The sequence below is a fragment of the Rhizobium sp. BR 315 genome (assembly GCF_050577975.1).
GTDB lineage: Bacteria > Pseudomonadota > Alphaproteobacteria > Rhizobiales > Rhizobiaceae > Rhizobium > Rhizobium miluonense.
This window is the reverse complement of the sequence record NZ_JARWKZ010000041.1, coordinates 1-15,071: the sequence shown is the minus strand read 5'-3', so window position 1 is coordinate 15,071 and position 15,071 is coordinate 1. Positions and strand designations below refer to the sequence as shown.

Genomic DNA, 15,071 nt, shown 5'->3' with positions numbered 1-15,071 from the left:
GAGGTGTTAAAAAAATCATATTGCTTGTGCAAAAAAATTCAACTACGCATTCGTATCAAGTCATAAAATAGGAACTCCATGTGAACCCTCTCAATCAGGGACGGCTTTCTGGTGGATCGGCAGTCGTTTTGGACGTTTACCACCGTGCAGCGATCAGCAAACCAGCGCCGTTCTGAGCGCTCCTGCGATCCGATAGCGTACTCTCAACCTGCAGTTTCTCTACCTTTAGGAGGTGAGTTAGGTCGTTTCACCAAGTTCCTGGAAGGAGCCGTCCTGATGAGAATGACGAGAAGCCAATTCCTGAAGCTGATTGCGGCGGCAACAATCGCCGCGGCCGTCCCTACATTAGGGTTCGCACGAGACGCGAAAAGGCAAATCTTCGTGACCTGGGGTGATTTGGCGCCCTTTGGAATGACGAAGCCGGACGGACGTTCTACGGGGTCGAGAGCGATCTTATCCAGGAGTTGGCTAAGCGGAAAGTTCGACTACGAAATCCGCCATATGGCTTGGGATGGTATGATGCAGCGGCGCGTTGATAGTCTTCCAGCTTACACTGAGCTGGCGGGAGGGGTGACTGGGGCGAACACTCTTCAATTTACACAATAGGACTTCGAGTTTGGCTCATTCATTGGATTTTCAGAACTTCTCTGAGGCGCGCGCGATAGCTAAGCGCCAGCTTCCGAAAGGGATATTCGAATACATCGACAGGGGCGCGGAAGACGAGACGGCGTTGGCCTCGAACCGTACCGCTTTCGATGAGGTCAAAATCCGACCGCATGTGCTGAAGGGGAACGCAACACCGCGCTCTACCAATATCACGCTTTTCGGCACCGAATACGCGTCACCACTCGTCGTCACTCCGACCGCCTTTGCGGGCTTGGTACGATACCAGGGCGAATTGGAACTCGCCAAAGCGGCTGCGAGATTTGGCATTCCCTATTGTGCTGCAACGGAGGCGATCTCATCCGTGGAGGAGATCGCAGACGCTACTCCCGCGCCCGTTTGGTTTCAGCTCTACTTATGGAATAAAGCACAGGCGTCGTACGACCTTATGGACAGAGCTTGGGCTAAGGGAGCGCGCACCCTCGTCCTRACTGCTGACACAGCAGTGATGCCCAAGCGTGAATTTAACCGCCGAAACGGATTTGATATCCCGTTCCGGTTCTCGTCTAGGAATGTATGGGATGTGGCAAACCATCCAGGTTGGGCCGTTCGCGTATTGATTCGATATCTGTTGACTAGTGGGATGCCCAACTTCGCGAATTATCCTGTTGAATACCGAAAAAGTCTTCTTAAGCGAGGGGGAGGGCCGTCTCTCGATTTGATGCCAGACATGAGCTGGGAGCACGTACGAGAGGTGCGGGCTCGTTGGAAGGGCAACTTGGTCGTGAAGGGCGTCCTTCGCACCGAAGATGCGCTGCAGGCAAAGGACGCTGGCGCGGACGGCATCGTTGTCTCCAACCACGGTGGTCGTATGTTCGACAGCGCAGTGTCACCAATTGCCGTGCTCCGCGAAATTGCCGACGAGGTGGGTCACGAAGTTACGGTACTCGCAGACAGCTCGGTTCGACGAGGAAGTGATGTTTTCAAGCTCATCGCCTCTGGCGCGAAGGCGGTCCTTGTTGGTCGAAGCATGCTCTACGGCACCGCCGCCGCGGGAGAGGAGGGCGCCGTGCAGATGATGAAAATTCTATCAGACGAACTTGCCATGACGATGGACCTCAGTGGCTGCCGATCGCTGGCTGAGATAGGCGAGCACCTGTTGCATCGTTCCTGATTGAGCATGCCCAAACCCATCCGCGTTGTTACGGAGAAAAATTTTAACAGCAATAGCCGTGCGATCGCCCTAGCAGGCTATTGAAGAAGTCTCCCGTTTGGTCTTTAGGATAGCCTCGTCGCCATTGTGATAGGCTAAAGTGATCTCGATCGTACTCTCGTCGAGCAATTCGGCAGGTMCGTCACCCGAGACTTCGTCCATTTCGTCGCATCCTGCCCATGTGAAGGAGACCATGGACGTGCTGTAGCCGAGTTCGAGGCCCGCTTGCATCGCACCGAAGGCGATTTCGCCATGACCGTTGGCCCTGATGGTGATTGTGGCGGGCGCGACCAGGTCGAGATAATCCCGACCCCACAGATCGGCCTCGACGATCCGCCAGCGGCCGATCAGGCGGCAGTTTCTGGCCGCGCTCATGACAGCATCGCTATCAGCTTCGGTAGCCGTACCAGATTGTAAGCGGCGGCCGCGAAGGTGAAGGCCCATCCGACGCGGTCGCGGCCACGGAACTTCGTCTTGTCCTGCCCCGCGACGGTCTCGATCCAGCCGAACGCCTCCTCGATGCGCTTACGGATGCGCAAGCTGACCCCATAGCCGGAATGGCGCGTCGTGCGACCGTCGATGGCCGAGCGGCGACCATTAATATTCTGCGCCACATGGGGCGTCACCTTCATCGACCGCAAATCTTGGACGAAGTCCTTTGTGTCATAGGCCTTGTCGGCACCCAGCGTGATCGCTTGTGTCCGATCAGCGAAAGGTTCGATGATGTGCAGCGCCGCTGCCCGTTCAGCATATCCGCTGGCCTCAGTCAGATAGGCATCGACCAGCAGCCCTTGGCGATTTTCCATCAGCCCATGCCCCATGAAGCACAGCTTGGCCTCCTTGCCTTTGCCCTTCTTATAAAGTCTTGCGTCTGGGTCGGTCGTTGAAGCATGCATCTCGTTGGAACGCTTTTCGCCATGAAAGTCTGCTTCGACATTCCGACCACCTGCATTCGAAGGTGGTTCGCCATGATCGCCCCTTTGGGCCGTCCTTCGGCTTGAAGCTCTTGATCGACGCCCAGGCTTCGATCAGCGTGCCATCGACAGAGAAGTGGTCTGTAGACAGCAACCGCTTTACCTTGGGCTGCGAAAGGATCGCACTGAGGAACTTCGCGGCGATGTCGCCTTCCAGCAACCGGTCGCGGTTCTTCGAAAACACCGAATGGTCCCAAGCTGGATCGTCAATGCCAATGCCGACGAACCAGCGGAACAGAAGGTCGTATTCCAGCCGCTCCATCAAAAGCCGCTCCGAGCGGATCGAATAGAAGGCTTGCAAAAGCATGGCGCGCAGAAGCTTCTCAGGCGCAATCGATGGCCGCCCGATCGGCGAATAGAGCGCTGCAAACTCCCGTTCCAAGAAAACCAGAGCGTCGTTCACGATCTGCCGGATTGCCCGCAGCGGATGATCACGACGAACTCGATCCTCCAGATCGACATAGCTGAAGAGTTCACCCGTCCTCACATCGCCGCCGCGCATGCATCACTCCAAAACTCGACGAAGCGAGTGAATCACGGCGAAAGCCTCCAGGCCAGCTTCTTTTTCAACAGCCTGCTAGAGCGCGTCCGGGTATCGATGAATCGATTGTGATGTGACGTGCCGGCTGGTTTCTGATTCAACATCCGCTTTGACGGATGTTGGTGATGGCCAGAGCGCTGAGCAGGGGTGTACGGTTACGTGTCTTGAAACCTGCGGATGACGGGGCATCGGCCCGGCAGGCGGCGGCCCGTTTCGGCGTCGGGGTATCGAGCGCGATCCGCTGGATCGCACGGGCGAAGATCAGCGAACTGACACCGCGGCCCCAAGGGTGACGGCGCGGCTAAGGCCGCCGGTGTGCGCGACGCCACGGAAGCGACAGGCGCAGGCTGCTCTACCTGCCGCCTTACAGTCCCAACTTTAACCCCATCGAAAACGCATGCGCAAAGCTCAAGGCATTGATGCGGTCAAGGGCCGAACAAACCATCCCCGCTCTCTGGAAAGCCGCCAGTTCCATCATCGAACTCTTTACGCCGGCCGAATGCGTAAACTGCGTAAGCGGTGTTCTTAGGCCACGGCCTTTGCGATGGGCTTCTCGGCATAGGCCCAGGGCATAAGGTCATCGATCCGGCTATTTGGATGGCCGTTGACGACCCTCGTGATGACGTCCGTCAGGTAGGCCATCGGCTCGATGCCGTTTAGCTTGGCCGTTTCAATGAGCGAAGCGATGGTCGCCCAATGTTCGGCTCCGGCGTCAGAGCCGGCGAACAACGCGTTCTTCCTATTGAGGGCGATCGGCCTGATGGACCGCTCAACAGTATTGGAGTCGATCTCGATGCGGCCGTCATCGATGAAGCGGGTGAGCCCGTCCCAGCGTGAGAGCGTGTAGCGGATGGCTTCGGCGAGCTTGGTCTTCTGGCTGATAAGGGCGAGCTGCTCGGTCAGCCAGGGCGCGAGGTCGTCAACGATCGGGCGGCTCTTGTCCTGACGGACGGCACGGCGTTCCTTGTGTGTCCTGCCACGGATATCGTCCTCGATCTTGTAGAGCTCGGCGATACGCCTGAGCGCTTCGCTGGCGATGGGCGCAGGACCGGCGGCCGACAACTCATAAAATCGCCGTCGCACGTGGCTCCAGCAGAATGCCAGAGACACGCTGTTGCCGGCGGCAAGCGCTCGATAGCCCACGTATCCGTCCACCTGCAGGAGGCCGACGAAGCCATTGAGATGCGCCATCGGCCGTTCGCTCTTGCGATCAGGCGCATAGACATAGACAACGCCGGGCGGATCGGCCCCCTGCCATGGTCGGTCATCGCGAGCGTATGCCCATAGCTGCCCGGTCTTCGTCCTTCCCCGACCCGGATCGAGCACCGGGGCGGTCGTCTCGTCGGCGAAGAGCTTGGACGAGGTCTTGAGTTGTTCGAGCAACCTTTGATGAACCGGGCGTAGATGCCACGCGGCGCGGCCGACCCAGTCGGCAAGTGTCGAGCGGTCGAGGTCTATACCCTGGCGCTTGTAGATTTGCGCCTGTCTGTAGAGCGGCAGGTGATCGGCGTATTTGGAGACCAGCACCTGGGCGACGGTCGCTTCAGTCGGAATGCCACCTTCGATCAACCGCGCGGGAGCAAGGCCCGGCATGCATATTTGGGACGACGCGTTACCAGAACGCGGAACTGGGCTGGCACGATGTCGAGCTTCTCGCTGACGTCTTCGCCGATCCGATGCAGGCCTTTGCCACAGCAGGGGCAGTCATGGCTTTCGATGTCGATGACGACATCGATGCGCGGCAGATGGGCAGGAAGGGCACCACGGTTTGTCCGCCGCTTGGCAACCCGTTCCCGGCGCAGATCGCTCGATGCCTGCTCCTTATCTTCCAGACCGTCCGCCTCGACCTGTTCGGCCTCTTCGAGCCCAAGGAGAAGCTGATCTTCTGGAAGCGTCTCAGCGCGACGGCCGAAGCGGTGGCGCTGCAATTCCTTGATGATCTGTCGCAGTCGGGCGTTCTCGAGCTCGCGCGAAAGCACCATGGCCTTGAGCGCGTTCAGGTCGTCGGGAAGCTCGTCGGCCGTCATCGTCATGGCAGGACAACAGCATACTTCGACGCCGAGGACGAGGGTGTTGACGCGGCTGATTCAATAGGTCGCGGCGGCTATCCGGCCGTCTGCGGGACACGCGCCTCGATCGGCGCATGAACGCGCTTCCAGTCCAGCCCCTCGAACAAGGCCGAGAACTGGGCGGCGGTCAGGCGCATTGCGCCGTCCTGCATTTTGGGCCAATGGAACTCACCATCCTCAAGCCTCTTGGACACCAGGCATACGCCGCTGCCATCCCAGAAGACCAGCTTGATCCGGTCCGCGCGCTTGGCCCGGAATACGTAGATCGTGCCGGAGAACGGGTCGGCACCCATCTCGGCCTTGACCAGCGCCGCCAAGCCCTCCGCGCCTTTGCGGAAGTCGACAGGCCGGGTGGCGACCATGACMTTTACCGCTCCCGAAGGCCCGATCACGACTGTGCTTTCACGGCCTGAATGACGGCGGCAATCGTAGCAGCGTCCGCGCCGGATGCGATCCTCACGATCGCTCCGCCGATCTCCAATTCGATTGCGCCGCTGCTCGACTTCTTTCTCGGGGCACGCGCCGGTTCCGGCTCTTTCGCTTCAGGCTTCGTAGGTACGTCAAGAACCGCTGGCGCAAACATCGGAACGGCCTCGACGACCGGCACAGCTTCGAGCGGCTTGCGGGCGAGACGACGCCAGGTGAACAATTGCTGCGGGGTCAATCCATGACGCCGAGCCACGGCGCAGACCGTCACGCCCGGCTCATAACTCTCGGCGACGATCTCAGCCTTGCGCTCGTCGCTCCACTCGCGCCGACGGCCGCTGCCCGTGAAAACCTCGAACCGCCGAACCGGCTCTTCATCGCTCGATGTAAGCGTAAGCTGTGAAACTGACATATGTCCAAGCCCTCGTTCGGGGCCAACATCGTCAATCATGCTCTAATCCGGAAGGTGGGTCCAAGACACCGCTTACTAAACTGCTTCAGGACAGCCGGATATGAACCGGATTAAACCCGACGTGCTCCAGTCATATGCTCGACGACGCTGCATACGAACGGGCCGTCATGCTTCATGCAAGCTTAGTCGAAGTTGGCAAGCCGCTCTCGTTTATCAAAAGCGCACATACTGTGACAAACGTCGCCCGGACCTCGTCGCGTCTGGCTTCGCGACAATCGTGATTTGACCCTATCAGTGGGGCCTTCTCCGCGAGTTTTGAAGGCGTTTCGGGCATTCCTGTGGTCGGCCGCAGTGATGCGGCCKACCTTTCGATTTCACTCGGATTTCGCCCGTTCGAAACTCTCCGCATCTGGGTAGGGGAACCACCAGAAGTCCTGCGGGGCGGCCTCTGGATCCATCACCACGTACTTCGAGGACTGGAACTGCGCTAGGCCTTCTGGGCCGAGCTGCCGGCCGATACCTGACAGCTTACGTCCGCCAAAGGGGAGCGCGTCGTTGTCAAGGATCGGCGCATTGATCCAGACCATACCTGCTTCAATCTCGTTGACCGCTCGCATCATCTCGCCCATATCGCGGGAGTAGAGGTTAGACCCAAGACCGAAYTCGGAACGGTTCGCGAGTTCAAGTGCTTCATCGAAATCTTTCACGCGACAGATGGGCGCGACGGGACCGAAAGATTCTCCGTTGAGGATTTCTGACTTTGGATCCACATTCGTCAGGACTGCAGGCTCGATGAACCAGCCGTGATTGAGTCCATTGGGGCGTCCGCCACCGGTGGCGAAAATTGCGCCTTCATGACGCGCGCGCGCGAGAAGCGACTCGAAGCGGTCTCGCTGGCGGTGCGTCGCCATTGGGCCGATGTCAACATTTTCGAGGCCGTTGCCAATGCGAAGCTTTTTCGTTTCAGCGACCAGTCGTTCGACGAACTCGTCGTGAATGCTGTCATGAACGTAGAATCGTTCTGCCGATGTACAAACTTGGCCGCAGTTGAGGTAAGCAGCGAAGGCAGCCGCCCGCACAGCGATATCTAAAGGAGCGGAAGGCATGACGATGAAGGGGTCGTTGCCGGATGCCTCAATCAGAGCKGGTTTGAAGGTTTCGGCGCAAACCCTCAGAATTTCCTGCGCGATCGGCACAGAGCCAGTGTACGCGATGCAATGGGTCTTTTTGCTTCGGACGAGGTGTTGAGCGACACGCGGGCCGCCGGTAACGACTTGCACCAGACCCTTGGGCAGTTCGCTGAACACTTCCATGAATTTTAGAGTAGTAATGCTTGTCTGCTCATGCGGCTTGATGATGACGGAATTGCCTGCAGCGAGTGCGGCCGCCAGTTCCCAGCAAAGGAGGACAAGCGGGAAGTTGAAGGGAAGAATGATAACGACAGTTCCCAACGGTTCCTTGATCGAGAAGTGGAACTGGCCCGGAACAGTCGATCCAGCGATTCTGCCGCTCTCGTTGCGCCCAAGTTCGGCATAGTAGTCGATCGCGGTAGCGCACCACGATGTTTCGTCGACGGCTTCCTTGAACGGCTTACCTTCCTCACGGGTCATGAAATAGCCATATACAGCCTTATCGCGACGGATCTTTGCCGCGACTTCGTGAAGGGCCGTAGAGCGAGTGCGTGAATCTATGGCCAACCACGCCTTCCTCGCGGAGTTTGCGATGTCGATCACATTCTCGAGTTCGTCGTCCGTGGCATCCGCGATTTCAGCAATGCGATCTTCAGTGGCCGGGTCGATGACCGAGATTCTATTGGTTGCGGCGCTCTTCAAATAGCGTCCGTCGACAAACAACGTGCCTGAAAGGCGGTCGAACTCTTGGTGGATTGGCATGTCTTCTCCTTGTCGGCGCACACCCGGTACTCGGGCAGCTAGAAAGTCTGGTTGCTGGTTCCAAATCTTGTGGTCGGATCCAGAGATCGGGGCGATGCTGGAGCGCTCGAGGTGTGTAGGCCGGTGGCTCGTGGTGATAGGATCTTTCAGCCGGAGAGCAAGGCATCGCGAAATGCTTTCGATCCCATTTGCCGCGCGCCTTTTCGCAACCGGGGAAAGGGCACGACTTAGCCCTCCGACGCTCATCCTTCGAAGTACGTCGATCCCACCGTCCTCAATGAAATTGTTCGCTGCCGCGTCCCCGATTGTTGTGTGAAGCGGCCACCCAACGAACGCAACGCTATGTCAAAAATATTCAACATTCAATACGTTTTTTCAAACGGTGCGCGTGGACGGTTTTTTTCGCGAAATCAAAGAGCTCGCTCCATAAACTATGTGACCAAACTAAAAAGCGCGATCGCAGATCGTAGATCGCACGATTGACATTCTCTGAAAATTGCCGTCACAAATCACCCCATCGCGACGGAACGCCCGATTGCGAGGAGGAGAAATCAGATCTTTTAGGATGGAGACGAGTCACATGGCGCTGACCAAGCTCACGACGTACGGCCTATACACGGCCACCACAACGCCCCTGACCCCCGACGGAAGATTGAACACACGCGCCATTTCGGAGCAGATCGAAACTCAGTTGCAAGCCGGTATCGCTGGGATCGTTGCAATTGGCGGGACAGGCGAAGGAGCTGCCTTGTCCTTTGCTGAACGTGTTGAAGTTGTTGGAGTGACAGTTGAGGCTGTCGGCGGAAGGGTGCCGGTGCTTGCGGGCGTTATCACTCCTGGATTGCCCGACACTCTGGCACTCGGTCGCGCTTGCTTGGAGGCGGGGGCAAACGGACTGATGGTCATCACCCCCTTCGGTACGGCCCCCAGCCAAGCTGGCATTCGGGACTACTACAAGGCAGTTGCCGACGGCGTTGGCCAAGCCGTGATGCTTTACGAGATCCCTTATCTTACTCTCGTTTCACTCGAACCGGAGACCGTATGCGACATCGTGGCGGACGGTTCTGTCTTCGCAATGAAGGCATCGAACCCAGACCAGACCACCTTCACCAGGGTCGTCGAGTTGGTCGGGGAGCACATCGCGGTAATGTCCGGGGATGAGCACTTATTCGCAGCCCAGATCGCGCTTGGTGCCGTTGGAGGCGTGCTGGCCTCTACGAACGTTCTACCGCGTACGTGGGTTCAGATCTTCGACACCGCACGGGCAGGCGATCTTAAGACTGCGCAGGGGCAGATCGGACGTATCCGGAACTTCCTTCTCAGCGTTTACGCGGAGCCCAATCCGGGCCCGATGAAGGCTGCTCAGACCCTTGCGGGCTTTGAGGCTGGCCCCGTCCGCCTGCCAAATAGGGCGCCTAGCACGGCGCTCGTTGAAGAGATGCGCACGCAGTTGGCAGATCTGCTCGCATACGAACGGGGACTGACTGCTTAGTCCGGCAGATCCTCGCAATAAAGCGTTCGCCACCGGTGAAGGAGGCGCACGGGGAACCGAAACCAACTGGAGAGAATGAAATGAACCGAACTGCAAGTTATTTGAGTGCGACCTGCGCCGCAATCATCATGAGTGTCGGCATAGGATTTCACGCTGTGGCAGCGGAACCGTACTATGAAGTACCAGCAGACTACCCAGCTTGTACTGACGAGTCTTATGAAAACGCGATCGAGAACGGTGTGAAGCTTGGCGTGGCTGCGGCTATGCCCTGGTCCGGTATCGACCCGGCGTCGGGCAAGGCCGTAGGAATCGACGTGGAGCTACACGCAGAAGTCCTCAAGCACATGGGTATCACAAAGATCACCTATGARGCGGGCGCGTTCAACTCGCTCATTCCGTCGATGCTTTCTAACCGTATCGATATGGTCGTAACCGACCTACACGTAACCCCCGAACGTTCGAAGACTATCGCTTTCAGTGGTCCGGTTTGGTGGTATGGCCCCGCTGTCGTTGTCCAAGCGGGGAACCCAAAGAACGTGAAGAGCTTCGAAGATCTTGCGACCGTTCGCGTCGGGGTTCTTCTTGGTACCGGTACTGACGAATACCTGAAAAAGGTCGGTATCGAAGCCACGCGCTTCCAAAGCTATGCGGAAGAGTTCGCTGCYATCCAGCAGGACAAGGTCGACGTAGTCGTTGAGTACGATCTCCTGGCCGCCGAGTTTAAGAAGGCCAATCCCGACGCGAACGTCGAATCCCTCGCGAGCTTCCCGATCCCGGACGATCTTTTGAAGAACGGCTACGGTTATGCCCGCTTTGGTTTCCGCAAGGAGGATTGCAGCTTCCGTGCCGCCTTCAATCAGGCTTTGGCGGAAGCCAGAGCTTCGGGCGCCATGTCAGAGGTCCTTCGCAGGAATGGGCTTTCGGATCGCAATCTCTTCTACTTCCCGCTGCAAGTGAACTGATTAAGGAGCGACTGCGTCACTGGTCGATCCTAAATCGGCCGGTGACCATCGGCGAAGAACACGATGGAACTCTTGAACTTAGACGTGATCCGGTCATACGGATATGTACTGTTGCAAGGGCTAGGAAATACGATTTTGCTCACGCTGATCGTTATAGTCCTGGCCGGCGTTCTGGCCATTCCGCTGGCGCTCGTTCGGACCTCGCGCCTCTGGCTCGTCCGCCTGCCCTTCGAAGCGTTGGTGGAGATTATTCGCGGCACACCTCTGATTTTGCAGTTGTTCTACGTGTACTACGTTCTTCCGGCTGCCGGCGTTCAGCTTGATCCGTTCGCCGCAGCGGTTGTGGCATTGACGGTGAACTACACGGCATATCTCAGCGAGGTCTACCGCGGTGGCATAAAATCCATTCCTGACGGACAGCGTAATGCGGCGGCCGCCCTGGGCATGACCCCGGCCAAGGCGTTCATCAGAATTATTCTGCCTCAAGCTTTCAAGGTTGTGACTCCCACGCTAGGCAATTACTTCATCGCGCTCTTCAAGGACACGGCCCTTGCGTCCGTCGTGACCGTCAATGAGTTGCTCTATACCGGCAACCTCGTGTCGTCCTCCACGTATCAATATTTCACGGTCTATACGGTAACCGGGATCCTCTATTTCGTGGCTGGTTTCCCTGCTGCCTTGTTCGTCCGATATCTGGAGCGACGCATGCATACAAAGCGCCGTGTGAGATCGGCCCCGTCGAAGCCAAATCTGGTCGATTCAATAGAAGCTAGGGGTTCCAGCCGATGATCCTGTTAAACAATATCCACAAATCCTATGGATCCTTGGCCGTCGTCAACGGAGTGTCGCTTGCGATACGCAAGGGGGAAGTCGTCTGCCTGGTCGGCCCCTCCGGTAGCGGCAAGTCGACCTTGCTTCGCTGTGTCAACAATCTCGAAGCACTGACTGCCGGTGAGATCCGTCTCGACGGCGAGAGGGTTTATTACGATGAGATTCCCGAAGGGSTGAAGCCTCACAGCCAGACCCGCATCGCCAGGGTCCGCGCCCGTCTGGGAATGGTGTTCCAAGACTTCAATCTGTTTCCTCACATGACGGCGTTGCAAAACGTCATGGAGGGACCCGTCCAAGTGCTCGGGATCTCGAAGGCTGACGCCCGACAGCGGGCGATGGATCTTCTCACGCGGGTGGGGCTGGCCGAGAGGCATGACTATTACCCGGACGAACTTTCGGGTGGTCAGAAACAGCGGGTCGCAATCGCGCGGTCGCTCGCCATGAAACCTGAAGCCATGCTTTTCGACGAGCCGACCTCGGCGCTCGACCCCGAGCTCGTACACGAAGTTCTCTCGGTAATGCGCGAACTCCGCAACGAGGGAATGACGATGATCATCGCGACACACGAGATGAACTTCGCGCGCGAAGTGGCTGACCGCATTGTGTTTCTGGAAGGCGGCGTCATCATCGAGGATTCTCCTCCCGAGAAATTCTTCGACGTGTCCACTAGTGCCCGCAAGGAAAGCTTCCTGCGCAGCCTTACCCGCAGGTAGGGCGCGCTACCCTTGAACAAGTGGCCGTCGCTTTTGCCCATATCGCAGCGTTGGATGCCATCACTCCCTTGAAAGCCAATGACATGAAACTCGCCGAAAACATCAAAGAGAGGCTTGCCGCGATTCTTGGCGACCGGATCAGTGTTAATCCTTCCATAATCGAGCAGCACTCCCGCGGGGAGGGCCACTTGCCGTCGGCTCCTCCGGAAGCGGTGTGCTTCCCGGTTTCGACGAAGGAGGTGAGCGCAGTCCTGAAGATCTGCAACGAAGCCGGCGTTCCCGTTGTGCCCTGGGGAGCGGGCACATCCCTGGAGGGCAACGTCAATGCGCTGCGGGGCGGGGTATGCATCGACCTCAGCCGAATGAATGCTGTGCTTGCTGTCAACGCCGAGGATCTCGACGCGACGGTCGAACCCGGCGTGACACGTAAACAATTGAATTCCTATCTCCGGGATACGGGCCTTTTTTTCCCGGTCGATCCCGGCGCGGATGCGACGATCGGTGGGATGGCGGCTACGCGGGCATCCGGCACCAATGCCGTCAGATACGGCAACATGAAGGCGAATGTGCTGGCCCTAGAGGTGGTGCTTCCGAGTGGGGAGATCATTCGAACCGGCTCTCGTGCGCGGAAATCCGCCGCAGGCTACGACCTTACGAGCCTCTTCGTTGGCAGCGAAGGCACGCTCGGATTGATCACGGAAGTCACCATCAAGCTATATGGCCTTCCCGAAGTTATTGCATCTGGTGTGTCGAGCTTCCCAACCGTCGAAGACGCGGTCACCTTGGTCACGGAAGCAGTACAGCTCGGCATTCCGCTTGCCCGAGTGGAGTTCCTTGATGAGCAGACCATTGTCGCGGTCAATCGCTTTTCCAAGCTCGAGCTCAATGTCGCGCCAACGCTGTTCTTCGAATTTCACGGCTCAACCGCGTCGGTCGATGATCAGATTGCTCAGATCTCCGAACTGGTCGCGTCACACGGTGGATCAAAATTGGAGTCCTCGACCGACATCGAGGAGCGCAATAAGCTATGGCACGCAAGGCACGAGGCGCATTATGCTCTCCTCGCGATGCGCCCCAACGCACGCGTGTACGGTACCGATTCCTGCGTTCCGATCTCTAAACTCTCTGAAATCATTCGGCTGACACGCGAAGACCTGGAACGCGTGCCGTTCTTTGTGAGCGTTATCGGCCACGTCGGTGATGGAAACTTCCACCTTGGCATGGTCATCGACCCGGAGGTTCACTCTGAATTTGAATTAGCCGAGGAGATTCATGATCGGCTTATCGAACGAACGCTCGCTCTCGGTGGCACATGCAGCGGCGAGCATGGGATCGGATATGGCAAGACCAGGTATATGGAATGGGAGCACAAAAATGCTATCGGAACCATGTGGACCTTGAAGAGGGCACTCGACCCAAACAACATTATGAATCCGGGGAAAGTACTTCCTTAGGCACGGCCGCGATCACCGAGTCGGCCGGGCGGGTAGTTTCACCCGGCTTGACCTACCCAGCATTCAGTGTTGGTGCTTTTATACGAATATGGATGCCTGAATTGAGAACCACTATGAAGTCAGGACTTGCACTAGAACCGATCGATTTTCAGTCGATGCAAGACCAAGTGTACGAGCAACTCCGAACCGTGCTGATGCGGGGCGGGTTCGAGCCTGGTCAGAAGCTCAGCGGAAGAATGGTCGGTAAAGCACTCGGAACCAGCGAGATGCCTGCGCGTGCTGCCTTGGGTCGGTTACTAGCCGAGCGAGCATTGGTTCAGAAGTCTAACGGCACGTATGCTATTCCGATAGCCACCAGGACGCGGTTTAAGGAAGTCATGGAGCTACGGGCTCTTCTTGAGAGTCACGCGACGCTCCAAGCCTGCGAGCGTATCGATAGTGATGGTCTTCGGGAGCTTCGCCGTTCAAGCGACGGTCTTATTAAGGCGCTGAATGACAACAATCTCGAGCAATACTTGGATTTCAATCAGAAGCTAAAATTCGGAATTTACAAATACTGCAGCTCGGAGACTTTGAGATCACATATCGAACTCCTTTGGCTCCAGTGCGGTCCATTCCTCAGACATCTTAGCGTCGCACCCGGCGACGCTCGGGCGACTTCCTATTGCGAGGAAGCGGTCGACGCGCTCGTGGCACGCGACGCGGCCAAGGCAGGTGCGGCCATATCGAAAGACATCCGGTCCGGCCTCGATTTTCTGCTTGTGCATGGTCAGTTTGCAGACGACGACGGGAATGACGGAGCCAGCATGCTTTAAACAAGGAAGCCTCATTTCACGGAGCCTTGCGAGCGTTTGCGCTGACATTACTTGAGGTGGCCCCCTTGCCAAGGAGGCGTAGCGCGGGCCGAAAGGTCCTTTCGATTTTCCCCTCAACGTGTTCTCATGAACCATCACACCTCGACTAGCCGGCTGCGATAGCGAGAGTGACAATATCAAGCTGCGCTCGATAGAGACTCTTTCGCGCGGTTTTCCAGCGGGCGAGTGCGGCGGGCTCTCCGCGTTATGCAGAGCATCATCCCAGATTCTTCGTATCTTTAAAACGAATTCGCGAGAAAACGCTTGACGCCAACTTTGCAGAATATATTGAAGGTTCATCAAAAATTGCGCCGGAAAGTCCAGCCATGAAAATTCTTGTTTCAGTGAAACGCGTCATCGATGCGAACGTGAAAGTCCGAGTTATGCCGGATGGTTCGGGCGTCGACCTGAACGGCGTGAAGATGTCGATGAACCCGTTTGACGAGATATCCGTTGAAGAGGCTCTGCGGCTCAGGGAGGCCGGCAAGGCCTCGGAAGTTGTGGTCGTCTCCGTCGGTCCGGCCAAGGCGGAAGAAACCTTGCGCACGGCGCTCGCCATGGGCGCGGATCGCGCCGTCCTGGTCGAGACTGATGATGCCGTCGAGCCGCTCGCCGTCGCCAAGATCCTCAAGGGG

The 15,071-nt window shown here is 57.6% G+C and carries 12 protein-coding genes and 4 pseudogenes; 10 read left to right on the top strand and 6 right to left on the bottom strand.

Features of this window, described 5'->3' with window-relative positions; all coding sequences use genetic code 11:
- Positions 1–616 precede the first annotated feature (616 nt).
- Positions 617–1,777, top strand: coding sequence for an alpha-hydroxy acid oxidase (locus tag QD409_RS27040; protein ID WP_430764126.1), 1,161 nt, complete (start codon positions 617–619; stop codon positions 1,775–1,777).
- A 69-nt stretch (positions 1,778–1,846) separates the two neighbouring features.
- Here QD409_RS27040 and QD409_RS27035 read toward each other — a convergent pair whose 3' ends face one another.
- Both QD409_RS27035 and QD409_RS27030 read right to left on the bottom strand, forming a co-directional pair.
- The gene (locus tag QD409_RS27035) at positions 1,847–2,191 is read right to left on the bottom strand and encodes a hypothetical protein (RefSeq protein ID WP_430764125.1); all 345 of its coding nucleotides are present in this window, start codon (positions 2,189–2,191) and stop codon (positions 1,847–1,849) included.
- Positions 2,188–3,292: pseudogene (locus QD409_RS27030) on the bottom strand (IS5 family transposase). Before QD409_RS27030 ends, QD409_RS27035 begins: the two are co-directional and overlap by 4 nt.
- Before the next feature lie 164 nt (positions 3,293–3,456).
- Between QD409_RS27030 and QD409_RS27025 the strand changes: the two are divergent.
- Positions 3,457–3,621, top strand: a pseudogene (locus QD409_RS27025) (helix-turn-helix domain-containing protein); the annotation flags it as partial.
- Positions 3,622–3,628: 7 nt separating this feature from the next.
- Positions 3,629–3,906, top strand: a pseudogene (locus QD409_RS27020) (transposase); the annotation flags it as partial.
- Here QD409_RS27020 and tnpC read toward each other — a convergent pair.
- The 4 genes and pseudogenes from tnpC to QD409_RS27000 all read right to left on the bottom strand — a co-directional run bounded on the left by tnpC (position 3,857) and on the right by QD409_RS27000 (position 8,130).
- Positions 3,857–5,364 (bottom strand): annotated as a pseudogene (gene tnpC / locus QD409_RS27015) (IS66 family transposase). The pseudogenes QD409_RS27020 and tnpC overlap by 50 nt on opposite strands.
- A gap of 71 nt (positions 5,365–5,435) precedes the next feature.
- Entirely contained in the window at positions 5,436–5,792 is a 357-nt protein-coding gene (gene tnpB / locus QD409_RS27010; protein WP_430764124.1) for an IS66 family insertion sequence element accessory protein TnpB, read from the bottom strand.
- Positions 5,789–6,238, bottom strand: coding sequence for an IS66-like element accessory protein TnpA (gene tnpA, locus QD409_RS27005; protein WP_430764123.1), 450 nt, complete (start codon positions 6,236–6,238; stop codon positions 5,789–5,791). Before tnpA ends, tnpB begins: the two co-directional genes overlap by 4 nt.
- Positions 6,239–6,612: 374 nt before the next feature.
- On the bottom strand, positions 6,613–8,130 hold the full coding sequence (locus tag QD409_RS27000) for an aldehyde dehydrogenase family protein (protein ID WP_427142540.1): 1,518 nt from the start codon (positions 8,128–8,130) through the stop codon (positions 6,613–6,615).
- Positions 8,131–8,710: 580 nt separating this feature from the next.
- On the opposite strand from QD409_RS27000, the gene QD409_RS26995 reads away from it, so the two are divergent.
- The 7 genes from QD409_RS26995 to QD409_RS26965 all read left to right on the top strand — a co-directional run.
- Complete coding sequence (locus QD409_RS26995) at positions 8,711–9,622, top strand: dihydrodipicolinate synthase family protein (RefSeq protein ID WP_427142539.1); 912 nt, start codon at positions 8,711–8,713, stop codon at positions 9,620–9,622.
- A gap of 80 nt (positions 9,623–9,702) precedes the next feature.
- A complete protein-coding gene (locus tag QD409_RS26990) occupies positions 9,703–10,584 on the top strand; it encodes a transporter substrate-binding domain-containing protein (RefSeq protein WP_430764122.1) in 882 nt (293 codons plus the stop codon).
- 63 nt (positions 10,585–10,647) lie between these two features.
- The gene (locus QD409_RS26985) at positions 10,648–11,373 is read left to right on the top strand and encodes an amino acid ABC transporter permease (protein ID WP_427142537.1); all 726 of its coding nucleotides are present in this window, start codon (positions 10,648–10,650) and stop codon (positions 11,371–11,373) included.
- Positions 11,370–12,128 (top strand): amino acid ABC transporter ATP-binding protein, encoded by a 759-nt coding sequence (locus QD409_RS26980; protein WP_430764121.1) that lies wholly within the window; start codon positions 11,370–11,372, stop codon positions 12,126–12,128. Before QD409_RS26985 ends, QD409_RS26980 begins: the two co-directional genes overlap by 4 nt.
- 83 nt (positions 12,129–12,211) lie before the next feature.
- The gene (locus QD409_RS26975) at positions 12,212–13,582 is read left to right on the top strand and encodes an FAD-binding oxidoreductase (RefSeq protein WP_430764120.1); all 1,371 of its coding nucleotides are present in this window, start codon (positions 12,212–12,214) and stop codon (positions 13,580–13,582) included.
- Between the two features lie 113 nt (positions 13,583–13,695).
- A complete protein-coding gene (locus QD409_RS26970; protein ID WP_427142534.1) occupies positions 13,696–14,397 on the top strand; it encodes a GntR family transcriptional regulator in 702 nt (233 codons plus the stop codon).
- A gap of 365 nt (positions 14,398–14,762) precedes the next feature.
- On the top strand, positions 14,763–15,071 hold a 309-nt coding region (locus QD409_RS26965), incomplete at its 3' end, for an electron transfer flavoprotein subunit beta/FixA family protein (RefSeq protein WP_430764119.1).

Excerpts from the sequence above, each read along its gene's own strand:
- tnpA (WP_430764123.1), bottom strand. The coding sequence starts at position 6,238 with ATGTCAGTTTCACAGCTTACGCTTACATCGAGCGATGAAGAGCCGGTT.
- QD409_RS26995 (WP_427142539.1), top strand. The coding sequence starts at position 8,711 with ATGGCGCTGACCAAGCTCACGACGTACGGCCTATACACGGCCACCACA.
- QD409_RS26985 (WP_427142537.1), top strand. The coding sequence starts at position 10,648 with ATGGAACTCTTGAACTTAGACGTGATCCGGTCATACGGATATGTACTG.
- QD409_RS26975 (WP_430764120.1), top strand. The coding sequence starts at position 12,212 with ATGAAACTCGCCGAAAACATCAAAGAGAGGCTTGCCGCGATTCTTGGC.
- QD409_RS26970 (WP_427142534.1), top strand. The coding sequence starts at position 13,696 with ATGAAGTCAGGACTTGCACTAGAACCGATCGATTTTCAGTCGATGCAA.